This is a genomic window from Cupriavidus sp. 01T418 (assembly GCF_056398885.1).
In genome coordinates, this window is the sequence record NZ_JBFTQG010000010.1 from 25,086 (window position 1) to 45,490 (window position 20,405).

Sequence of the window (20,405 nt, forward strand, 5' to 3'; positions counted from 1 at the left end):
TGGTGTCGGGGAATCCTAGCATGACGAAAGATCGCCCCATCCTCTTCAGCGGCGCCATGGTGCGCGCCGTCCTGGACGGCCGGAAGACGCAGACGCGGCGGATCGTCAAGCTGCCGCACAACAACCCGCTCGGCGTGTGGGAACCCACCACGATGGGTGGCGAGAATGGCGGCCGGACCGCCGCAGGGGAAACGGTGCCGCTGCAGGCCGCCATCTGGCATACCCGCACCGGGGACTGCCTGATCAGTCCGCATGGCCAGCCCGGCGACCACCTGTGGGTGCGCGAGACGCACCGAGCGGTGTATCCGCAAGACCCGACCTACAACGGTGGCGAGCCCATCGAGTACGACTACCGGGCCACCTATCGGCCGGGCGACCGGCTCTGCGACCCGACCCGCTGGACGCCGAGCATCCACATGCCACGCGCAGCGTGCCGCCTTGTGCTGGGGGTGACCGGCGTGCGCGTCGAGCGGCTGAACGACTGCAGCTTCGATGACGCACTTGCTAAAGGGATTCCGGACTACCGGCAATTGCTGAGCGAGGAATGCGGGCAAGGCGAGAGCATGGGCGAGTGCGCGCGCCGTCTTAAATGGCCTCAGCGCCAGTACGCACTGCTTTGGGACCAGATCAACGGTGCCGGCGCCTGGGAGGCGAATCCCTGGGTGTGGGTTGTGGAATTTCGGAGGGTTCAGATATGAGCGTCAACCCATTCCCTGGCCCAGGCAAGGCCTTCGGCGAGTGCCCGGTCGAAAGTCGGGTAATAGCCAAGCGGGTCGGAGGTCTCGATCACTTGGCCATCCTTCTCTACGGCCCCCGAAGCTTCGAACGAGCCATCCACCAGGGGCTTCGCAAAGCCTCGGATGGTATATCCGCCATAGGTCTCTGTGGCCATAGTTACCCCCCTTCCGTCCACGAGGATCGTAGCATGAAGCATCTAACCACCCAGACTATCGACGGCGAGGCCGGCGTAATCCTCTCCGACTGCGAACAGTACCGCTATCGCCTCTGGCGCGAGTGGGATCGCATGCAGCCGGCCCTGGGCTTCATCATGCTCAACCCGTCGACCGCCGACCACCAGGTCAACGACCCGACGATCACCCGTTGCATGCAGCGCGCGCTAGCCGGGCGCTATGGTCGCCTGGAAGTGGTGAACCTGTTCCCGCTGCGGTCGACAGACCCGGATGGCCTGCTGGCCCACCCGGCACCGCTGGGCGACCGGGCTGACCGGAACGACGGCGCGATCATGGACGCGCTGGATCGCTGCTCGCTCGTGATCTGCGCCTGGGGCGCGCACAAGGCGGCGCAAGCGCGCGCGACCGAGGTGTTGCGCATCGTCCGGATGTGTGGCCGCGGCGCCCTGCTCCATCACCTCGGACTGAATCAGGACGGCAGCCCGAAACACCCGCTCTACATCGCGGCCAAAGTCCGGCCGCAGCCATTTGCTCCGTAGACCAACAAACACCAATCACATGGGTAAATCGCATTTACCCATGTGGTGCGTAGAACAGGACAGAAGTGGAAGCAGCAGCACAACGAATCATTGAATTGACCCGCCAGGCTTGGCAGATTGGAGAAGAAAAGTGAGCGAYGCAGACATGATTGAGCGCTTGGCCGACGAAGTGGCAAAACGCGTGAAGCCATCGCTTCCGCTGTCGGTGCAACTATGGAATCTGGATATGATCGGCGTCTACCTGCAGCGCTCGCCCTTCCGCTTCCCGATCAGCTCCAGCCGAAGGATTTCCCAGCGCTTGCCGCGCTTTGTCGGGCTAACCTTCCTTTGATATTCGTCCAGCACATCCCCCACCGTGTGCGTCTCGTCCCGTGGCCCGATCCGATCGATCGGAGTTCGGACTGGCGCTTGTCCGCCCATTCCTGTGCACTCGCCTTATTCGGGAGGGTGCGACCCTCCCGCTGGCCCTTCACAGCAAGCTGCACTCGCCAGCCTTTCGCAGGCTTCTGGAACGGTGCCATGTGGGGGATCCGTGGGGGATTTGTGGGGGCGGAGCGCCGCGATTATAAGGTAAAAGCGAGCGAGGGCAGGTGGAACGCAGCGGCGTACGCAATTACCCGCTAAGCCTTACTGCGCTTAGGGTTGTGGGTCATCGGTGGGGTCTAATGCAGCGAAGTGCCGAGGTGAAAAGTGCCGATAAGGAACCGTGGTGCGAGGGAGGGGACTCGAACCCCTACACCATTGCTGGCGTCAGGACCTAAACCTGGTGCGTCTACCAATTTCGCCACCCTCGCAGTCCCTGCGGCGCGCATCCCTGGCGGGAGGCCGCTGTGCTCGCTGTGTTGCAGGCTGGCCTGGCAGCGTTGAGGGTTATCACAAAAGCACAAAAGCAAACAGGCGGCCGAAACTGCCCGCCTGGCTTGTGTTACCCGTGCTGCCGGCGCACTTTGCGCATGCAGCGCAACGAGGCAGCGGATTCTAGCGCAAAGCGCCGCCGGAATCCAGCCCCTTGCGCTACCCAAGGCATAGCGCCGGCTATCGCGTCGACGACTAGCGCCTGGTTTTGATAAACGCCAGCACCAGTACCGTGGCACAGGCTTCCAGCGCAGCGACGAAATACAGCCCTGACGACAGTTGCCCCGTGCTCATCTTGAACCAGCCAATCATGTACGGCGCGACAAAGCCGGCCAGGTTGCCAATCGAGTTGATCAGAGCAATCCCGCCCGCAGCGGCCGTACCGGCCAGGAAAGCCGAAGGCAGCGACCAGAACACCGGGAAAGCCGCCAGGATGCCGGCGGAAGCAATGGTCAGCGCAACCAGTGCGAGCACCGCGCTATGCAGCCACATGCCGGTCAGGACCAGCCCGGCAGCAGCCATCAGCGTAGCCAGCGCGCAGTGCATGCGGCGTTCGCCAGTGCGGTCGGAGTGGATGCCGTTCCAGACCATGGCAATCGTGCCCGCGAAGAAGGGAATGGCCGAAACCAGCCCAATCTGCAGGTTCCCCTGTACACCAAGTTCCTTGATGATGGACGGCGACCAGAACGCGATGGTGGCGTTGCCGCTGACCACGCAGAAGTAAATGGCCGCGCAGATCCAGACGCGCGAATTGGAGAAGGCGGCGCGCAGGGAGGTGTGCTTGGCGGGGTCGCGGTTTTCAGCTTCGATCTCGCGGGTGACGAGGTCGCGTTCGCTGGCGGTGAGCCATTTGGCGCTGACGGGCTTTTCGGGCAGGAACATCAGCACGGCAATGCCGGCGAGCACGGAGGGAATGCCTTCGATGACGAACAGCCATTGCCAGTTGGCCAGGCCGTCCACGCCTTCCATGCTGCTCATGATGAAGCCGGCCAGCGGGCCGCCGATCACGCCGGCGATGGCGAAGGAGGTCATGAACAGGCCGTTGATGCGCGCGCGGCGCTGGGCCGGGAACCAGTAGGTCAGGTAGAGCACGACCCCGGGGAAGAAGCCGGCTTCGAATACGCCGAGCAGGAATCGCAGGGCGTAAAACTGCATCGGGGTCTTGACGAAGATCATCGCCATGGAGGCAAGGCCCCACAGGATGGTGATGCGGGCGAGCGTGCGGCGCGCGCCGATCTTTTCCAGCAGCAGGTTGCTGGGGACTTCGAACAGGAAGTAGCCGATGAAGAAGATGCCGGCGCCAAAGCCGTACACGGCTTCGCTGAATTGCAGGTCTTGCAGCATCTGCAGCTTGGCGAAGCCGACATTGACGCGGTCGATCCAGGCCAGCACGAACAGGAAGACGAGGAAGGGAACCAGCCGTACCGCGATCTTGCGGTAGGCCTCGTTGCGCTCGGCCGGGGTGTGAGCCGGAGTCTCCAGGGCGCCAGGGGCGCCGGTCATCACGGAAGTCATCTGTGCTACTCCTTGGTGTGGATTGACGGGGCCGCGCTGCTTGGTCGCGGCCCTCGGTTTTGCTTGCTTAGCGCAGCGCGGTTTCGATGGCGCCGGCTACCTGCAGCACGCGCGCGTCGCGCCCGTTCAGGCCGCCAACGCTCAGGCCAATGCCCTGCTCCGCCGCCAGCGGCAACGATACCGCGCAGCCGTCGAGGAAATTGAGCACGCTGGGGTTGCGCAGCACCAGGCCATTGGTGGCGAAGAAGGCTTCATCGCTGTCCAGCGCGTCCAGCCTCGGCGGACGCACCGCAACCGTGGGCATCAGCCAGGCGTCGGCCTCGCGCAGCAGCTCGGCGGCGCGCGCCTGCATGGCGCGGCGCTCGGCGAGCAGCGCGATGTAGTCGGCGGCACCGAGTTGCTCGCCGCGGCGGATACGCATGGCGACGCGCTGGTCGTAGTCATGCCCACGCTGGGCCAGCAATTGCTTGTGCCAGTGCCATGCCTCGGCCGCGGTCAGGCCGCCGCCGGCGTTGATCTGCGGCAGGCGCCCGAGCTCGGGGAAATCGAACGGGACGATTTGCGCACCAAGCCGCGACAGCGTCGCCAGCGTGGCGTCGAAGGCTTGCGCGACTTCGGCATCGAGGCCGTCGCAAACGTAGTCGCGCGTCACCAGCAACCGCAGGCCTGCCAGCGGCGCGGGCCGGCTGTCCAGGGTCTCGCCGCTGACGATGGCGTCGAACGCCGCGCAGCAGGCAACCGAACGCGCCAGCGGACCAGCGGAGTCGAGCGAGGTCGACAACGGCACCGCGCCGGCCAGCGGCACCCGGCTCGCCGTTGGCTTGAAGCCGGTCAGGCCGCAGAAGGCGCTGGGAATGCGGATCGAGCCGCCGGTATCGGTGCCGAGCGCGGCTACTGCCATATCGAGCGCCACGCTGACCGCGCCACCCGACGTGGAGCCACCTGCAATGCGCGCTGCGTCGAACGGCGTGCGCGGCGTGCCGTAGTGCGGGTTCAGGCCGAGCCCCGAGAACGCGAACTCGCTCATATTGGTGCGCCCGATCAGCACGGCGCCGGCGGCGCGCAGGCGGGCTACCACCGGCGCGTCGGCGCTGGCGGGGGCGCCGGCAAGCGCCTTCGAGCCAGCACGCGTCACCTGCCCCTGCACGTCGAACAGGTCCTTGATCGAGATCGGCAATCCGGCCAGCGGCGATGCCACCAGCCCGGCGGCACGGGCCTGGTCAGCCGCACGCGCCGCGGCCAGCGCGCCGGCGGCGTCGACTTCAAGGAAGGCCGTACCGCCGCCGTTGCGGTGGGCGTCGATACGGGCCAGTGCCTGCTCGGTCAAGGCGACGCTGGTGGCGCGCCCGGCGGCCAGATCGGCGCCCAGCGCGGCAATGGTTGGCAGCGCGGTGCTCATGGCGCCACTGCCAGGCATTCGACGCGGTAGGCATGGCGCAGCGTGCGCTTGAGCACCGGGTCGTGGAGTTCCACTTCAAAGGCTTCGCCGCTGCCCAGTTCGCCGATCACGGCCTGCGTGCCGCAGAACATGGCGGTGCCGGCGGGCAGCTTGTCTTCGCCGGTCAGGCGCCGGATCAGGTCGCGCGGGTCGAGCAGGCGCGTCACCAGGCCTTCCTGATAGAGCTCGCGCTGGCCGTTGCGGGTGCGCCAGCAACGCATCTGCAACTGGTCCCAATGGGCGGCCACGTCGGCAAAGCGCCAGACTTCGCGGCCCAGTGGCTTGGCGCACATTTGCTTGGAGACAGTGACGTCGTAGGCTTCGACCTTGCGGTCGGTGTGGTCCGAGCCTACGCCGATGTACATCTCGTCCTTGCCGGCCAGCAGCACGAATTCGATTTCACCGGACGAGTCTTCGCGCGGCACTTCGAGCAGCGTATCCGTGGTCAGCAGCGCGGCGGCCAGCGGGTAGAAGCAAGGCACGGTGGTAGGCGGCTTGACGCCGATCTCTTCGAGCTCGCGGATGTGGTGGTTGACGGCGTCGGCGTCGCGGCCGGTCCAGCCGGCGATGATGAGGCGCTGGATATCGAGGACGAGCTGGCCCTCGCCGGCTACCTGGAATTGAAGTGTCGGCATTGCGTGCTACCTGTTGCGGAGAAAAACGGTCAGATGGTCCGGATGATGTTCTTCCGGAATTCGTCGATATGTTCGCGGATGGCCTCTCGCACCGCCGTCACGTCGCGCCGCTCCAGGGCGTCGATGATCACCAGGTGCTCCTGGTAGACGTTCTCGAGGTGCTGGGGGTCGGATAGCGAGAGGAACCAGAAGCGCGCCTGCTTCTCATGCAGGCCGCGCAGCAGGTCGGCCAGCACGCGATTGCGCGAGGCGGCCGACATGGCGGTATGGAATTTGAGGTCGAGCGCAGCCAGGCCGGCGATGTCGCGCCGCGCGATCAGGTCGGGCGAGCGGTCGACGATATCGCGCATGGCCTTGAGATCGCTCTCGTGGGCGCGCTCGCAAGCCAGCGTGGCGCACAGCACTTCGTTGGTGGCGCGCACTTCGATCATGTCGAGCACTTCGTTGAGCGACAGCGGCGATACCAGCACGCCCTTGCGCGGCATGATCGACACCAGCCCTTCCACTTCCAGCCGGTGCAGTGCCTGATGCACCGGCGTGCGGCCGAGTCCGAGCAAGGCGCCGACGTGCGCCTCGTTCAACGGCTCGCCAGGACGGAACTCGCAGGAAATGATGCGCCGCTTGATCTCGGCGTAGGCCTGTTCGCGCATCGCGGCGCCAGTCGCGGCGCGGGGTGCGGGATCGGTATTGCGCTCAGCGCCGCCGACCAGCCGGATCGGGTTCGACATGACGATTCCTGCGTGTTGAAGTTGTTGTGATACTAATCTGATATTTCACTGAGCGTCAACATGCGGAACGTTCGGGTAAACACTGACCACTGCGGCAACGGGGTGGGCCAAGGCGTCGCGTACTGCCGTATTTTCCAATTTGCTCAAGCGCCGCGGTGGCACTAAGCTGAACCACCACCCCGATCACCCAAGGAGAGCCTGAATGGCCCAGATCCGTATCACCGCCGGCGGCTACCGGTTCGTCGCCGAAACCCATCCCGATGCGCCCAAGACCGTCGGAGCGTTCACCAGGCTGCTGCCCTACCGGCAAAAGCTGATCCACGTCCGCTGGAGCGGCGAAGGCTGCTGGATTCCGCTGGGTGAATTCAAGCTGGGGGTCGACTTCGAGAACCACACCAGCCACCCGTCGGTGGGCGACATCCTGTTCTACCCGGGCGGCTTTAGCGAGACCGAGCTCATCCTGGCGTATGGCAGTTGCTGCTTCGCCAGCAAGGTGGGGCAGCTGGCGGGCAACCATTTCCTGACGATCGTGGAAGGCAAGGAGAACCTGCGCGCGCTGGGCACCAAGGTGCTGTGGGAAGGCGCGCAGGATATTGGTTTTGAGTTGATCTAGGAGCCGCGCCGCATGCCCGGCGGCGTCAAGCGTCCGAGCACGGTCCAGCGCTCGCTCAGCGGGCCGCCAGGGCACCCGCCTGCGGCGGCTTCACCCTGAACCAGGCCGCATACAGGGCCGGCAAGAACAACAACGTCAACGCCGTGGCAATGACCAGGCCGCCCATGATCGCCACCGCCATCGGCCCCCAGAACACCGAGCGCGACAGCGGGATCATGGCCAGCACGGACGCCGCCGCGGTCAGGACGATGGGGCGGCAGCGTTGGACGGCCGATTCGACAATCGCATCCCAGACCTGCGCACCGGCACGTATGTCCTGCTCGATCTGGTCGATCAGGATTACCGAGTTGCGGATGATCATGCCCAGCAGCGCGGTAATGCCGAGCTGCGCCACGAAGCCCATCGGGGCGCCAAGCAGCAGCAGCGTGGCGGCCGCGCCGATCAGCCCCAGCGGCCCGGTCAGGAACACCATCAGCGAACGCGAGAAGCTGTGCAACTGCAGCATCAACAGCGTGAAGACAATGAAGATGCACAATGGCAGCTGCGCGGCGATCGACGCGCCGGCCTTGCTGTTTTCTTCTTCCGCCCCGGCCACCGTGATACGGTAGCCCGCCGGCAGCGTTGCGCGCAGCTTGTCCAGCCTGGGATTGATCTGCGCCGTCACGGTGGGGCCCTGGATGCCTTCCACCACTTCGGACTGCACGGTGACGCCAAAGTCGCGGTTCTCGCGCCAGATCACACCCGGCTCGGAGCGCAAGGCGATGCGCGCCACCTGGGTCAGCGGCACCACGCGGCCGCTGGCGGTGGGCACCTGCATATTCTGCAGGTCGGACATGGCGTCGCGCTCGTTGCGCGGCGCGCGCATCAGGATGTCGATCAGCTTGTCGCCATCGCGATATTGCCCCACTGCCACACCGCTCAGCACGGTCTGCGTCACGCGTGCGATGGCGGTGGTACTGACGCCGAGCGCGCGGGCCTTGTCCTGGTCGATGTCCAGGCGCAGCACCTTGACGCTCTCGTTCCAGTTGTCGTTGACCCCCAGCGTGTTCGGGTTGGCGTTCATCACGGCCTTGACTTCGTCGGCCAGCTTGCGCACGCCGGCGGCGTCAGGCCCGATGACGCGGAACTGCACCGGATAAGGTACCGGCGGCCCGTTCGGCAGCAGCTTGACGCGCCCGCGCAATTGCGGGAAATCGCTCGCCAGCAGGCTGGTGAGGCGCGCCCGCACGCGCTCGCGCAGTGCCACATCGGCCGGCATCACGATCACCTGCGCCACGTTGCTCTGCGGGAAGATCTGGTCAAGCGGCAGGTAGAAGCGCGGCGCGCCGCTGCCCACGAAGGTGGTCAGGCTGGCAATCTCGCTGTCCCCGCGCAGCGCCGCTTCGAAGCGCTTCGCCTCGGCCTCGGTCTGCGCGAAGCTGGTGCCCTCGGGCAGCCACATTTCCACCATCAGCTCCGGCCGGCTCGAATCCGGGAAGAACTGTTTCTCGACGAAGTTGAAGGCGTAGAGACCAAGGCCGAAGGCCACCAGGGTGATGACGATCACGGTCTTGCGCCACGTCACGCACCAGTTCACCAGCCGCCGGAACCGGTTGTAGAACGGCGTGTCGAACACCGCATGCTGCTCGCCCCCGCCAGCCGGCCGGGGCTTGAGCAGCAGATAACCCAGGTAGGGCGTGAAGTAGACCGCCGCCAGCCACGACAGCACCAGCGCCATCGCGGTCACGGCAAAGATGGCGAAGGTGTACTCGCCCACGGTGGAGCGCGCCAGCCCCACCGGGAGGAAGCTGGCGGCGGTGATCAGCGTGCCGGTCAGCATCGGCATCGCGGTGGAGGTGTAGGCGAAGGTGGCCGCCTCCATCTTGGAAAAGCCCTCCTCCAGCTTGCGCACCATCATCTCCACCGCGATGATGGCGTCGTCGACCAGCAGCCCTAGCGCCACGATCAGCGCTCCCAGCGATATCTTGTGCAGGCCGATGCCGAACATGTTCATGAACAGTAGCGTGAGGGCGAGCACCAGCGGAATGGTCAGCGCCACCACCAGCCCGGGACGCACATCCAGCCGCAGCGGCCTGGTATGCAGGCCGAGCGAGACAAAGCTCACGCCCAGCACGATCACCACTGCCTCGATCAGCACGTGCACAAATTCGCCCACGGATCGCTCGACCGCCTCGGGCTGGTTTTGCACCTGGTCCAGCTCGATGCCGACCGGGAGCTGCCCGCGCAATCCCGCCATCGCGGCGCTCAGGTTCTTGCCCAGGGCGATGATGTCACCGCCCTTGTCCATCGAGATCCCCAGCCCRATCACTTCCTTGCCCTGGAAGCGCATCTTGTTCGCGGGCGGATCGACATAGCCGCGGTAGACATGGGCGATATCGCCCAGGCGGATATTGGCGATGCCGTTGAGGCCGCGCAGCACCAGGTTTTCCAGGTCGCCCACATTGGCGAACTGGCCTGAGAGGCGCACCTGCAGGTTGTCGCCGGGCGTCACCAGCACGCCACTGGCGGTCATGCTGTTCTGCTGGGAAATCTGGTCGGCGATCGCGTTGATATCCAACCCGAGCTGGGCAAAGCGCGCCTGATTGAACTCGATATAGACCTTCTCGTCCTGCAGGCCGATCAGCGCCACCTTGGCAACCGACGGCACGCGCAGCAGTTGCTGGCGTGCCAGGTCGGCGTATTCCCGCAATTCCTTGTAGTTGAAGCCGTCGGCCGAGAGCGCGTAGATCGAGCCATACACGTCGCCGAATTCGTCATTGAAGAACGGCCCGCGCACGCCCGCCGGCAAGGTCTGCACGATGTCCCCGATCTTCTTGCGCGCGCTGTACCAGATCTGCGCGGTGTCCTTGGCCGGCGCGGTGTCCCTGAGCTGCAAGACCACCGTGGTCTCGCCGGGCTTGGAGAAGCTGCGGATCTTGTCGGCGTAAGGCACGTCCTGCAGCTGGCGCTCGATCTTGTCGGTGACCTGCACCGCAATCTGCTCGGCGGTGGCGCCGGGCCAGAACGCCTGCACCACCATCACGCGGAAGGTAAAGGGCGGATCCTCGTCCTGCCCGAGCTGGAAGAACGCAAAGAGCCCGCCCAGCAGCAGCGCCGCCAGCAGGTAACGGGTCAGCGGCTGGTGCTCCAGGGCCCAGCGCGACAGATTGAAACGGGAATGGTCCATGCCGCGCGCCTTAGTTGCGCGTGGCCGGCGTGGGCGCCACGGGCTGCAGCGGCCTCACCTTCTGGCCGGGCTTGAGCAGGTGCACGCCCGCGGTGACGATGGTTTGCCCTGGGGACAGCCCCTGCTTGACCTGGACCTCATTGCCCTGCAGCTCGCCCAGGGTGACCGTGACCGGCTGCACCATGCCCGCGGCAGCGTCATACACCCAGACCTGGTTGCTGCCCTGTTGCTGCAGCAGCGCGGAGACCGGCACCCGCAGCGCGGCGCCGTCGCCGGTGCGGGTGAAGGTCACCACCGCGGTCATGCCGAACCTGAAGTCCGGCGGCGGATTGGGCACGCTGATGCGGGCCGCATAGGTGCGGGTGACCGGGTCTGCCATCGGGGAGATTTCCCGCACGCGGCCCGGCAGGGGACGGCCGGGCTCGGCCCAGGTCCGCACCGTCACGTCGGAAATGCCGCGCAGGCGCTCGACCTGGTCTTCCGGCAACCCGACCGCCACCTCCTTCTCGGCGGTTTGCGCCACCCGGACGACCGATTGCCCGGCCGCCACCACCTGGCCAACCTCGGCTTCGATCAGGGTCACCACGCCGTCGGCGTCGGCGGTCAGCACGCCATAGGCAGTCTGGTTGGCCTGGTTGCGCAGCCCGGCCTCGGCCTGGCGCAGGCGGGAAACGGCGGAATCGAAGGTGGCCTGGCGGCGTTGCTGCTCGGCCGCACTGATGAACTTCTTGCCGAACAGCTCGTTGTAGCGCTTGAGATCGGCCTCGGCGAGGTCGCGATCGGTCTTGGCCGCGTCGTACTGGGCACGCGAGCCCGCTTCCGCCAGGCCCAGGTCGGTAGGATCGAGCCGCGCGAGCGGCCGGCCCTTGCGGACCGTGGCGCCTACGTCAACCAGGCGGGCGGCAATCTTGCCTCCGACGCGGAAACCCAGCCGTGATTCGATCCGTGGCCGCACATCGCCCGAGAACTCCAGATCCGTCTTGCCAGCGCCGGGTTGTACCTGCATCAACCGCACCGGGCGGATCTCAGGCGCGCGCTCCGGCTGGCGGTTGCAGCCACCTGACGCCAGCAGGCCGGCAAGCACCGGCAGCACGAGCCGCGCCCGGAACAAATGTGCGCGGCGCACGGTGCCCGCAGTCGCCGTAGCAGCCTCGCTGACGCCGCGAAGATAATAAAAGATCACATCGATGGCCGCAGCTTCTGGCCTGGGAGGAGGCACTGGCATGAGTTAAGCGTGGAATCGGTGGAACAGCGGGCACCAGGCGATGCGAGCCGAATTAATAACTCGCCGGTCAGCAATATATAGGGGACGACCCGAAGGCGTCAAACGACACGGCCCGGCATGGATCTGAAAAAGCACGATCAACACCGTGGAAAAACCTCAGGACCCTAGTGGAATCAGGGCCCGCGCCGAATGCGGCGAAGTGTCGCAGAGATGCAACCGCCCGTCCGCTGCCTGCATTTTGCGTAGTAGCGTAGTAGCGTCGTGGCGTCAGTGCGGCCAAGCGCGGCCGCAGCCTCGGCTGCCCCGGCTGGCTCACGCCGGTGACCGGCGGCAAGGCCGCGCGAGGGCAAATGCTACAATCCGCCGCGACGCCAGCGCAGGCATCGTCCCCCAACACCGACCCGAGAACGGCGTGACGCCCGATCAGTATTGCCAAGAAAAGGCCGCGCGGAGCGGCTCCAGTTTTTATTACAGTTTCTTGTTCCTGCCACCGGAACGGCGGCAGGCCATCACCGCACTGCATGCGTGGTGCCGGGAGGTCGACGATGTGGTCGACGACACCCAGGACGCCAGCGTCGCCCACCAGCAGCTTGCCTGGTGGCGCGGCGAAATCGGCCAGATGTTCGACGGCGCCCCCACCCACCCCGTCACCAAGGCGCTGCGGCCGCATGTGCAGGCGTACGGCCTGACGCAGTCAATGTTCGGCGAAGTGCTCGAAGGCATGGAGATGGACCTGGCCCAGTCGCGCTATCTCGATGACATCGCGCTCGCGCGCTATTGCCATTGCGTGGCGGGCGTGGTCGGCACCATGAGCGCCCGCATCCTTGGCTATCAGGATCCCCGCACGCCCGAATTCGCGGAGAAGCTGGGACTGTCGCTGCAGATGGTCAATATCCTGCGCGATGTCGGCGAGGACGCCCGGCGCGGCCGGATCTATCTGCCGGTCAACACGCTGCAGCGCTTCCAGGTGCCCGTTTCCGAAATCAACCAGGGAACGCATTCGGACCGCTTCGTGACGTTGATGCGCCACCAGGCCGGGCAGGCCCGCGCGCTCTACCGCGAGGCGCTGGCACTGCTGCCCCCCGCCKATCGCCGCGCCCAACGCGCCGGGCTGGTGATGGGCGCGATCTGCCAGACGCTGCTCGACGAAATCGAGGCCAGCGACTTCCAGGTGCTGAACCAGCGTATTTCGCTGACGCCGATGCGCAAGCTGTGGGTCGCCTGGAAGACATGGATGCGCAATCGTTGAGCGCCGCGCCGGCGCCGGCTGAATTCCGCCAATCCGGCCCCGTGCGGCAAGTTCCGGGCGCCGCCGGGATTTCCCCTGCCTTACCTTCCGCGCAACTGCCATGACCCAATCCACCCAATCCCTCCTTCCGCTCGGCCAGACCATTCTCGACCAGGCGGCCTCGCTGGCGCGCTTCTCGGATATGGAGGGCGGCTTGACGTGCGCCTTCCTGACGCCCGCCCACCGCGCCGCGCAGGCGCAGTTGGCCGAATGGATGGAGGCGGCTGGCATGCAGGTGCGCATCGATGCCATCGGCAATGTGATCGGCCGCTATGCCGCCGATCCGGCCGTGGGCGATGCCGCGCGCGTGCTGATGACCGGCTCGCACTTCGACACGGTCCGCAACGGCGGCCACTATGACGGCCGGCTCGGCATCCTGCTGCCGGTCGCCGTGGTGGGCGCCCTCCACGCCGCCGGCATCCGCCTGCCCTATCACTTCGATGTGGTGGCCTTCGCCGAGGAGGAAGGGCTGCGCTTCAAGACCAGTTTCCTGGCCAGCAGTGTGCTGGCCGGCCGTTTCGACCCGGCGCTGCTGGATCGCGCCGACACCGACGGCGTGACGCTGCGCGAGGCGCTGGCCGCCTCCGGCCTGCCGGGCGCGGGCAGCATTGACGCACTGCGGACCGCGGCAGTGGACCCCGCCACCTTGCATGGATTTGTCGAAGTCCATATCGAGCAAGGTCCGGTATTGCTGCACCACGGGCTGCCGCTGGGCGTCGTCACGCAGATTGCCGGCAGCAGCCGCTTCCAGGTACGCGTGCAGGGCCTCGCCAGCCACGCCGGCACCACGCCCATGACCCTGCGCAAGGACGCCGCCACGGCCGCCGCCGAAATGGTGCTGCTGGTGGAGCGGCGCTGTGCCCAGGTGCCTGCGCTGGTCGGCACGGTGGGCCAGTTGCAGGTGCCGAACGGCTCCAGCAACGTCATCCCGGCAGAATGTGTGTTTTCGATGGACATTCGCGCGGGCGAGGATGGTATCCGCGAGGCCGCCATTGCCGATATCGTGGCCGGCATCCAGGCGATCGCCACGCGCCGCGGCCTCGTAGCCGACGTGGAACGCGTGCCGCCGGTCAACAACGCGCCCTGCGCGCGCTGGCTGATGGACCAGTTCGGGGCGGTATTGAGGAAGCGCGGGCTGCAAGCCTGGGAACTGCCCTCCGGCGCGGGTCACGACGCCATGATGATGCAGCGCATCACCGACGTGGCGATGCTCTTCGTGCGCTGCGGCAACGGCGGCATCAGCCACAACCCGCTGGAGACCATCACCGCCGACGACGCACAACTCGCGGCCGAGGCCTTCGTCGACTTCCTGCGGCATTTCCAGCCGCGCGAACCGTCGGTCCTGACCGGGGGACGCACATCCTGATGACCGAAGTCGAAGTACCGCACGCAGGGCTGCCCTGAAAGCAGCCTGCGCGGCACCCGGCGGGCCGGGTGCCGCGCAGGCCGGAACGCGGGACGCACGCCGATACYCCGGATGCCGCGCGCTGTGGCAAGCTGCGACATAGGGCGACCCAGGGGCGACCTAGCCGCCCTGGTACATCTCCCGCCCGAGTTCGTAGAGATTCTGGCGCAGCCTGCGCCGCTCGTCGGGAGAGAGCTTGTCGTTGGGCAGCGCGCGAGGCAGGCGCTCGTTCAGATCGCGCTCGCTGCGGGACTTCCCGGCGCGGGCGCGGGCATCGTCTTGCCCGCGCTCGGTGGCCGGGACGGCCTTACCGGACCCAGGCAGCAAGTGCGCCATGCCTGGCGATTGCGGGTGTCCCGCAGTGGCGGCAAGCAACAGCGCTAGAGTCGCGCCGGCGCGGGAAAGGGTACATCCGGCGCGCTTGCAGGTGACTTTCATTGATAATGGAGGTTTTGGCTTCGGAAGCGGTGGTTACCGGACCGCCGGAAGCCGGAAATCCGAAGCCCCGCCTCGCCACGTCATGGCAGTGAGATTTCACGGCGGACGCCCACGAAAACCCCGTGGGACTGGCTGCGGAAACGGTATGCGGCAGTGTAAACGCAGGTGGATGCGCGCTGTCATACCACGGGGTAAAGTATGTAACCTTTTGTTAAGCCATTTTGACCGAAAGCGTTTGTCGCTAAGATACCGCCATGGAAAATACCAGTCACAAGATTCTCGTCGTGGACGACGACCCCCGTCTGCGCGACCTGCTGCGCCGTTACCTTGGCGAACAGGGCTTCACGGTACTGGTAGCAGAGAACGCCACCGCGATGAACAAGCTTTGGTTGCGCGAGCGTTTCGACCTGCTAGTACTCGACCTGATGATGCCGGGCGAGGATGGGCTGTCGATCTGCCGCCGCCTGCGTGGCGCCAACGACCAGACGCCGATCATCATGCTCACGGCAAAAGGCGAGGACGTCGACCGCATCGTCGGGCTCGAGATGGGCGCCGACGATTACCTGCCCAAGCCCTTCAACCCGCGCGAGCTGATCGCGCGGATCCACGCCGTGCTGCGCCGCAAGGGCCCCGCCGAAGTCCCCGGCGCGCCCTCGGAAACGCCGGAAACCTTCGCTTTTGGCGACTTCGTGCTCAACCTTGCCACCCGCACGCTGACCAAGAACGACGAAGAGATCACCCTGACCACCGGCGAGTTTTCCGTGCTCAAGGTTTTCGCCCGGCATCCGCGCCAGCCGCTGTCGCGCGAAAAGCTCATGGAAATGGCGCGCGGCCGCGAGTACGAGGTCTTCGACCGCAGTCTCGACGTGCAGATCTCGCGCCTGCGCAAGCTCATCGAACCCGATCCGGGCAACCCGCGTTTCATACAGACGGTCTGGGGCCTCGGCTACGTCTTCATCCCCGATGGCGTGAAGTAAGGCGCCGCGCATCGTGGCGACTTTGTTAAGCCGCACGGCTACGCGCCTGTTCGGTTCGCTGTTCTGGCGAACCTTCATGCTGATCGCCCTTTTGCTGGCGCTCTCGCTGGCTATCTGGTTCCAGAGCTATCGGCTCTTCGAACGCGCGCCGCGCGCCCAGCAGGTCGCCATGCAGGTGGTCAGCGTGGTCAAGCTCACGCGCGCCGCCCTGCTCTATTCCGACCCCGCGCGGCGGCGCTTCCTGCTGCTCGACCTGGTGCAGAACGAAGGCATCAAGGTCTACCCGCGCGAGAAAGACGACGATTTCACCGTAGCGACGACGAATCCCTTCCTCACCCCACTGGTGCAGCAGGAGATTCGCAGCCGCCTTGGCGAAGGCACCGTGATTGCGACCACGGTGAACGACATCCCCGGCGTGTGGGTCAGCTTCGAGATCGAAGGCGACGACTACTGGGTCGCGATCAGCCCCGAACGGTTTGAACGCGTGCCCGGCATCCAGTGGCTCTGGTGGAGTATTGCCGCGCTGCTGCTGTCGATCTTCGGCGCCGCCTTTATCACGTCGCTCGTCAACCATCCGCTCAAGCGGCTGGCCAACGCGGCGCGCGCCATCGGCGGCGGCGGCGACCCGCCCACGCTGCCTGAGCACGGCGCCAGCGAAGTGGCGCAGGCCAACCACAGCTTCAACCAGATGGTGCGCGACCTGCGCCAGCTCGACGACGACCGCGTGGTCATGCTGGCCGGCATTTCGCACGACCTGCGCACGCCGCTGACGCGGCTGCGGCTGGAAACCGAAATGTCGCCCGTGGATGACACCACGCGCGAAGCCATGATCGCCGATATCGAACAGATGGACGCCATCATCGGGCAATTCCTCAACTATGCCCGGCCTGCGCAGGAGACCGTCGAGCCCGTTGACCTCTCCGCCCTGGTGCAGGACGCTGTCGGCGTCTATGGCGCGCACGACGATGTGCGCGTGCATGTGCGTGCCAGCGCCCCCGTGATGGCCGTCGCCAACCGCATGGAAGTGCAGCGCATCCTCGACAACCTCGTCGAAAACGCACGGCGTTATGCCAAGGCTGAAGACAACGGGGTGGCCGTGGTCGAGATCAGTACGCGTATTGAAGACAAGGAAGCGGTACTGACGGTGTCCGACAATGGCAGTGGGGTGCCTGACGCGCAACTGCCGTTGTTGACGCGGCCTTTCTACCGGCTGGATGGCGCGCGCAGCGAGGCCAAGGGCGCAGGGCTGGGAATGTCGATCGTCAATCGCATCCTGCAAAGGAGTGGCGGCAGGTTGACGTTGGCAAACCGCCCCCCGCCGGCCACCGGTCTGGTGGTCAGTGCATTTTTCAGGCGAGCGTAAAGCACGTAAAGCACGTAGAGCACGTAAAGCGCGCGGGCACACTACCGCGCCGCGCGATACAGAATCGCAATCGGCGGACGAACGATTCGCGGCATCGCGAGCGCCCTCTCCCCCGCGCGCCTCTCCCGCATGGGGGCGATTTGTTGTTGGCCTTGAATCACAAACGCAAGAAAGCCCTCCCACCGCCCCCGCACTGACAGGCTTTCGACAGCTTTTGATATCAATCTGAAAGCCATTTGACAGCGGATTGACAGCCCTCCCGGCGCAAACTTGCCGCCATCAGCGGGACACCCTGAAACCAAGCCCAGCCAAGGCCCAGTCCCCACCAAGCTGAACCAGATCCCCGGCTGGCAGCCGACCAAAATCAAGCCCCCGGAACCAACCGGCGGCATCAGCGAGAGACAGCCAAATGTCAAACTCCCCCACCCAGCAACACGGGTTCCGCACCGTGTTCCGTGTCGTCAGCGGCAACTTCCTGGAAATGTACGACTTCATGGTGTATGGCTTCTATGCCGCCGCCATCGCCAAGACATTCTTCCCCAGCGGTAACGAGTTCGCCTCGCTGATGCTCTCGCTCGCGACCTTCGGCGCGGGCTTCCTGATGCGTCCTCTCGGCGCCATCATCCTCGGCGCGTATATCGACCACCATGGCCGCCGCAAGGGCCTGATCCTGACCCTGGTCCTGATGGCGCTCGGCACCTTGCTGATCGCCTGCGTGCCGGGCTACGCCTCGATCGGCGTGGCCGCGCCGCTGCTGGTGCTGGCAGGCCGCCTGTTGCAGGGCTTCTCCGCCGGCGTGGAGCTGGGCGGCGTGTCGGTCTACCTGGCGGAAATCGCCAAGCCCGGCAGGAAGGGCTTCTACGTGGCGTGGCAATCGGCCAGCCAGCAAGTGGCGGTGATCTTCGCCGGCCTGCTCGGCGTGATGCTGCATGGCATGCTGTCGCCGGAGCAGATGGGCGAATGGGGCTGGCGCGTGCCGTTCCTGATCGGCTGCCTGATCGTGCCCTTCCTGTTCCTGATCCGCCGCTCGCTGGAGGAAACCGAGGAATTCAAGGCGCGCAAGCATCGCCCCGCCATCCGCGAGATCTACCGCTCGATGCTGGAGAACTGGCGCATCATCGTAGCCGGCTGCATGATGGTCGTGATGACCACGGTGTCCTTCTACATGATCACCGCCTACACGCCGACCTTCGGCAAGACCGTGCTCAAGCTCGACGACGTGGACAACCTGATCGTCACCATGTGCGTGGGGCTGTCCAACTTCATCTGGCTGCCGCTGATGGGCGCCCTGTCGGACCGCGTGGGCCGCAAGCCCTTGCTGGTGATCTTCACCATCCTCACGCTGCTTACGGCCTACCCGGCGGTGTCCTGGCTGGTGGCAGAGCCGTCGTTCGGCCGCCTGCTGATGGTCGAACTGTGGCTGTCCTTCCTTTACGGCAGCTATAACGGCGCGATGGTGGTGACCCTGGCCGAAGTGATGCCGCCCGCGGTGCGCACCGCCGGCTTCTCGCTGGCCTACAGCCTGGCCACGGCCTTGTTCGGCGGCTTCACGCCGGCCATCGCGACCTACCTGATCCACAGCACCGGCAACAAGGCCGCTCCCGGCCTGTGGCTGATGTTCGCCGCCGCGTGCGGGCTTGTCGCCACGCTGGTGATTTTCCGCGGCGGTCGGCAGCACGCCTATGTCGAACACCGTGCGGCCCTGCCGGGGTAGACTCCCTCTTCCGGCCGGGCTGCGCGAGCGGCGAATGTGGCTGACATCGTGGCTGACATCGCCTCGCAACATGGCGCCGCCATCATCGTTGACCGGCGCGCGCTGCCGGCCCCGCTGCACCCCGTGCCTGGCTATCGGGCTCTTTGAGAATTTCAATTAGCCCCGCCTCCGGGGATGACGCATAATCCATGTTCGTTGCGCGGCAGCCCAGGCCCAAGGCCTGGCTCGCTGCGCGAGCGTCTCTCTTCAACCGTATCCAGGAGCAGTCTATGAAGACCGTTGGTGACAAGATCGAAGCCTTCAAAGTCGTCGGTGTCAAGCCGGGTTTCAACAACCATGAAGAGAACGGCCAGTCGGCCTTCGAAGACATCACCGAAAAGTCGTTCGAAGGCAAGTGGAAGATCATTTACTTCTACCCGAAGGACTTCACCTTCGTGTGCCCGACCGAAATCGTGGCTTTCGCCAAGCTCAACGGCGACTTCGCCGACCGCGACGCGATCGTGCTGGGCGGCTCGACCGACAATGAGTTCGTGAAGCTGGCATGGCGCCGCGAGCACAATGACCTGAGCAAGCTGAACCAATGGCAATTCGCCGACGTGACCGGCTCGCTGATCGACCAGCTCGGCGTGCGTGACCACGCTGAAGGCGTCGCCCTGCGCGCCACCTTCATCGTCGATCCGGACAATACCATCCAGCACGTGTCGGTCAACAATCTGAACGTCGGCCGCAACCCGGAGGAAGTGCTGCGTATCCTCGACGGCCTGCAAACCGACGAACTGTGCCCGTGCAACCGTGCCGTTGGCGGCGCCACGCTGTAAAGCTGACCATCAGCTTGCATGCGGAACAAGCTGCCGGTGAGTTGTTGCCGGTGGTTTGCGACGATGAGCGCGGCGGGCTTCGGCCCGCACCTTAAAACCCGCCATGGCGGGTTTTTTGAGCCCCTACCGATAGGAGATTTGTATGGAATTCCTCAGTACGATTAAAGGCCTTATCCCTGACTACGCCAAGGATATCCGGCTGAACCTTGACGGCACCATCGCCCGCTCCTCGCTCGAGGGCAACGATGCGGTGGCGGTAGCACTCGCTGCGGCGTTTGCCGCCAAGAGCCGCGTGATCGTCGACGCGATCCGCAGCGCCGGGGTGCTGTCGCCCGAGGAAACCAACGCGGTGCTGACGGCGTCCGCGCTGATGGGCATGAACAATGTCTGGTACCCGTTCGTCGAAATGGCCGACGATCCCGATCTCGCCACCCAGCCGGCCGGCCTGCGCATGAATGCGTACGCCACGCATGGCGGCGTGGACAAGCGCCGCTTCGAGATGTACGCGCTGGCCGCGTCCATCGTCGGCAAATGCCATTTCTGCATCAAGTCGCACTATGCACTGCTCAGGAACGAGCAAGGCATGACCGCGCAGCAACTGCGCGACGTGGGTCGCATTGCCGCCGTGGTGGTGGCAGCCGCCAACGTGATCGCTGCCGAGTAAGGCCACGCGCCGAAGGCCGCGAAGCCGGCCTTCCTGTGCGCCACCGAGGCCCCGCGGCGCGATGCTTGCGGGGCCCGCCGGTCGTGCGTCCTTGCCGGCGCAAGCCTGTTGCC

General features: G+C 65.7%; 19 protein-coding genes and 1 tRNA gene. 11 read left to right on the forward strand and 9 right to left on the reverse strand.

Features of this window, described 5'->3' with window-relative positions; translation table 11 throughout:
• Positions 1 to 20 precede the first annotated feature (20 nt).
• Positions 21 to 698 (forward strand): hypothetical protein, encoded by a 678-nt coding sequence (locus AC1DQ3_RS13210; protein WP_477120639.1) that lies wholly within the window; start codon positions 21 to 23, stop codon positions 696 to 698.
• Here AC1DQ3_RS13210 and AC1DQ3_RS13215 read toward each other — a convergent pair.
• Complete coding sequence (locus tag AC1DQ3_RS13215; RefSeq protein ID WP_477120640.1) at positions 689 to 892, reverse strand: hypothetical protein; 204 nt, start codon at positions 890 to 892, stop codon at positions 689 to 691. The genes AC1DQ3_RS13210 and AC1DQ3_RS13215 overlap by 10 nt on opposite strands.
• A gap of 33 nt (positions 893 to 925) precedes the next feature.
• Between AC1DQ3_RS13215 and AC1DQ3_RS13220 the strand changes: the two genes are divergently transcribed.
• Positions 926 to 1,450 carry a DUF1643 domain-containing protein gene (locus AC1DQ3_RS13220; RefSeq protein WP_477120641.1) on the forward strand — a complete coding sequence of 175 codons (525 nt, stop codon included), beginning with the start codon at positions 926 to 928 and terminating at the stop codon, positions 1,448 to 1,450.
• Positions 1,451 to 1,580: 130 nt separating this feature from the next.
• Positions 1,581 to 1,781 carry a hypothetical protein gene (locus AC1DQ3_RS13225; protein WP_477120642.1) on the forward strand — a complete coding sequence of 67 codons (201 nt, stop codon included), beginning with the start codon at positions 1,581 to 1,583 and terminating at the stop codon, positions 1,779 to 1,781.
• A 376-nt stretch (positions 1,782 to 2,157) separates the two neighbouring features.
• Here AC1DQ3_RS13225 and AC1DQ3_RS13230 read toward each other — a convergent pair.
• The 5 genes from AC1DQ3_RS13230 to AC1DQ3_RS13250 all read right to left on the reverse strand — a co-directional run bounded on the left by AC1DQ3_RS13230 (position 2,158) and on the right by AC1DQ3_RS13250 (position 6,621).
• Positions 2,158 to 2,244 (reverse strand) — tRNA-Leu (locus tag AC1DQ3_RS13230).
• A 256-nt stretch (positions 2,245 to 2,500) separates the two neighbouring features.
• Entirely contained in the window at positions 2,501 to 3,820 is a 1,320-nt protein-coding gene (locus tag AC1DQ3_RS13235) for an MFS transporter (RefSeq protein WP_477120643.1), read from the reverse strand.
• Positions 3,821 to 3,887: 67 nt separating this feature from the next.
• On the reverse strand, positions 3,888 to 5,219 hold the full coding sequence (locus AC1DQ3_RS13240) for an amidase (protein WP_477120644.1): 1,332 nt from the start codon (positions 5,217 to 5,219) through the stop codon (positions 3,888 to 3,890).
• The gene (locus AC1DQ3_RS13245; RefSeq protein ID WP_477120645.1) at positions 5,216 to 5,893 is read right to left on the reverse strand and encodes a DUF2848 domain-containing protein; all 678 of its coding nucleotides are present in this window, start codon (positions 5,891 to 5,893) and stop codon (positions 5,216 to 5,218) included. The genes AC1DQ3_RS13240 and AC1DQ3_RS13245 overlap by 4 nt, the downstream gene beginning before the upstream one ends.
• Positions 5,894 to 5,922: 29 nt before the next feature.
• Positions 5,923 to 6,621, reverse strand: coding sequence for a GntR family transcriptional regulator (locus AC1DQ3_RS13250; protein ID WP_477120646.1), 699 nt, complete (start codon positions 6,619 to 6,621; stop codon positions 5,923 to 5,925).
• Positions 6,622 to 6,823: 202 nt separating this feature from the next.
• Here AC1DQ3_RS13250 and AC1DQ3_RS13255 point away from each other — a divergent pair, with 202 nt between their 5' ends.
• Positions 6,824 to 7,234, forward strand: coding sequence for a DUF3830 family protein (locus AC1DQ3_RS13255; RefSeq protein ID WP_477120647.1), 411 nt, complete (start codon positions 6,824 to 6,826; stop codon positions 7,232 to 7,234).
• A gap of 55 nt (positions 7,235 to 7,289) precedes the next feature.
• Here the strand turns inward: AC1DQ3_RS13255 and AC1DQ3_RS13260 are convergent, their stop codons facing one another.
• On the reverse strand, positions 7,290 to 10,400 hold the full coding sequence (locus tag AC1DQ3_RS13260) for an efflux RND transporter permease subunit (protein ID WP_477120648.1): 3,111 nt from the start codon (positions 10,398 to 10,400) through the stop codon (positions 7,290 to 7,292).
• 10 nt (positions 10,401 to 10,410) lie between these two features.
• The gene (locus AC1DQ3_RS13265; RefSeq protein ID WP_477120649.1) at positions 10,411 to 11,625 is read right to left on the reverse strand and encodes an efflux RND transporter periplasmic adaptor subunit; all 1,215 of its coding nucleotides are present in this window, start codon (positions 11,623 to 11,625) and stop codon (positions 10,411 to 10,413) included.
• A 412-nt stretch (positions 11,626 to 12,037) separates the two neighbouring features.
• Between AC1DQ3_RS13265 and hpnD the strand changes: the two genes are divergently transcribed.
• Both hpnD and AC1DQ3_RS13275 read left to right on the forward strand, forming a co-directional pair.
• Positions 12,038 to 12,874 carry a presqualene diphosphate synthase HpnD gene (gene hpnD, locus AC1DQ3_RS13270; protein ID WP_477120650.1) on the forward strand — a complete coding sequence of 279 codons (837 nt, stop codon included), beginning with the start codon at positions 12,038 to 12,040 and terminating at the stop codon, positions 12,872 to 12,874.
• Positions 12,875 to 12,974: 100 nt separating this feature from the next.
• Positions 12,975 to 14,279: a Zn-dependent hydrolase gene (locus AC1DQ3_RS13275; RefSeq protein ID WP_477120651.1), complete on the forward strand. Its 1,305-nt coding sequence runs from the start codon at positions 12,975 to 12,977 to the stop codon at positions 14,277 to 14,279.
• Positions 14,280 to 14,438: 159 nt separating this feature from the next.
• On the opposite strand, the gene AC1DQ3_RS13280 is transcribed toward AC1DQ3_RS13275, so the two are convergent.
• On the reverse strand, positions 14,439 to 14,756 hold the full coding sequence (locus AC1DQ3_RS13280; protein WP_477120652.1) for a hypothetical protein: 318 nt from the start codon (positions 14,754 to 14,756) through the stop codon (positions 14,439 to 14,441).
• Between the two features lie 254 nt (positions 14,757 to 15,010).
• Here AC1DQ3_RS13280 and ompR point away from each other — a divergent pair, with 254 nt between their 5' ends.
• The 5 genes from ompR to AC1DQ3_RS13305 all read left to right on the forward strand — a co-directional run bounded on the left by ompR (position 15,011) and on the right by AC1DQ3_RS13305 (position 20,292).
• A complete protein-coding gene (ompR, locus tag AC1DQ3_RS13285; RefSeq protein WP_006576352.1) occupies positions 15,011 to 15,733 on the forward strand; it encodes an osmolarity response regulator transcription factor OmpR in 723 nt (240 codons plus the stop codon).
• A gap of 13 nt (positions 15,734 to 15,746) precedes the next feature.
• Positions 15,747 to 17,096, forward strand: coding sequence for an ATP-binding protein (locus AC1DQ3_RS13290; protein ID WP_477120653.1), 1,350 nt, complete (start codon positions 15,747 to 15,749; stop codon positions 17,094 to 17,096).
• Positions 17,097 to 17,505: 409 nt separating this feature from the next.
• Positions 17,506 to 18,810 (forward strand): tricarballylate/proton symporter TcuC, encoded by a 1,305-nt coding sequence (tcuC, locus tag AC1DQ3_RS13295; protein ID WP_477120654.1) that lies wholly within the window; start codon positions 17,506 to 17,508, stop codon positions 18,808 to 18,810.
• 269 nt (positions 18,811 to 19,079) lie between these two features.
• Positions 19,080 to 19,628 carry a peroxiredoxin gene (locus tag AC1DQ3_RS13300; protein ID WP_477120655.1) on the forward strand — a complete coding sequence of 183 codons (549 nt, stop codon included), beginning with the start codon at positions 19,080 to 19,082 and terminating at the stop codon, positions 19,626 to 19,628.
• Positions 19,629 to 19,770: 142 nt separating this feature from the next.
• Positions 19,771 to 20,292 carry a carboxymuconolactone decarboxylase family protein gene (locus AC1DQ3_RS13305; RefSeq protein WP_477120656.1) on the forward strand — a complete coding sequence of 174 codons (522 nt, stop codon included), beginning with the start codon at positions 19,771 to 19,773 and terminating at the stop codon, positions 20,290 to 20,292.
• Positions 20,293 to 20,405 lie beyond the last annotated feature (113 nt).

Excerpts from the sequence above, each read along its gene's own strand:
- AC1DQ3_RS13210 (WP_477120639.1), top strand. The coding sequence starts at position 21 with ATGACGAAAGATCGCCCCATCCTCTTCAGCGGCGCCATGGTGCGCGCC.
- AC1DQ3_RS13215 (WP_477120640.1), bottom strand. The coding sequence starts at position 892 with ATGGCCACAGAGACCTATGGCGGATATACCATCCGAGGCTTTGCGAAG.
- AC1DQ3_RS13220 (WP_477120641.1), top strand. The coding sequence starts at position 926 with ATGAAGCATCTAACCACCCAGACTATCGACGGCGAGGCCGGCGTAATC.
- AC1DQ3_RS13235 (WP_477120643.1), bottom strand. The coding sequence starts at position 3,820 with ATGACTTCCGTGATGACCGGCGCCCCTGGCGCCCTGGAGACTCCGGCT.
- AC1DQ3_RS13240 (WP_477120644.1), bottom strand. The coding sequence starts at position 5,219 with ATGAGCACCGCGCTGCCAACCATTGCCGCGCTGGGCGCCGATCTGGCC.
- AC1DQ3_RS13245 (WP_477120645.1), bottom strand. The coding sequence starts at position 5,893 with ATGCCGACACTTCAATTCCAGGTAGCCGGCGAGGGCCAGCTCGTCCTC.
- AC1DQ3_RS13250 (WP_477120646.1), bottom strand. The coding sequence starts at position 6,621 with ATGTCGAACCCGATCCGGCTGGTCGGCGGCGCTGAGCGCAATACCGAT.
- AC1DQ3_RS13255 (WP_477120647.1), top strand. The coding sequence starts at position 6,824 with ATGGCCCAGATCCGTATCACCGCCGGCGGCTACCGGTTCGTCGCCGAA.
- AC1DQ3_RS13265 (WP_477120649.1), bottom strand. The coding sequence starts at position 11,625 with ATGCCAGTGCCTCCTCCCAGGCCAGAAGCTGCGGCCATCGATGTGATC.
- AC1DQ3_RS13275 (WP_477120651.1), top strand. The coding sequence starts at position 12,975 with ATGACCCAATCCACCCAATCCCTCCTTCCGCTCGGCCAGACCATTCTC.
- AC1DQ3_RS13280 (WP_477120652.1), bottom strand. The coding sequence starts at position 14,756 with ATGAAAGTCACCTGCAAGCGCGCCGGATGTACCCTTTCCCGCGCCGGC.
- ompR (WP_006576352.1), top strand. The coding sequence starts at position 15,011 with ATGGAAAATACCAGTCACAAGATTCTCGTCGTGGACGACGACCCCCGT.
- tcuC (WP_477120654.1), top strand. The coding sequence starts at position 17,506 with ATGTCAAACTCCCCCACCCAGCAACACGGGTTCCGCACCGTGTTCCGT.
- AC1DQ3_RS13300 (WP_477120655.1), top strand. The coding sequence starts at position 19,080 with ATGAAGACCGTTGGTGACAAGATCGAAGCCTTCAAAGTCGTCGGTGTC.
- AC1DQ3_RS13305 (WP_477120656.1), top strand. The coding sequence starts at position 19,771 with ATGGAATTCCTCAGTACGATTAAAGGCCTTATCCCTGACTACGCCAAG.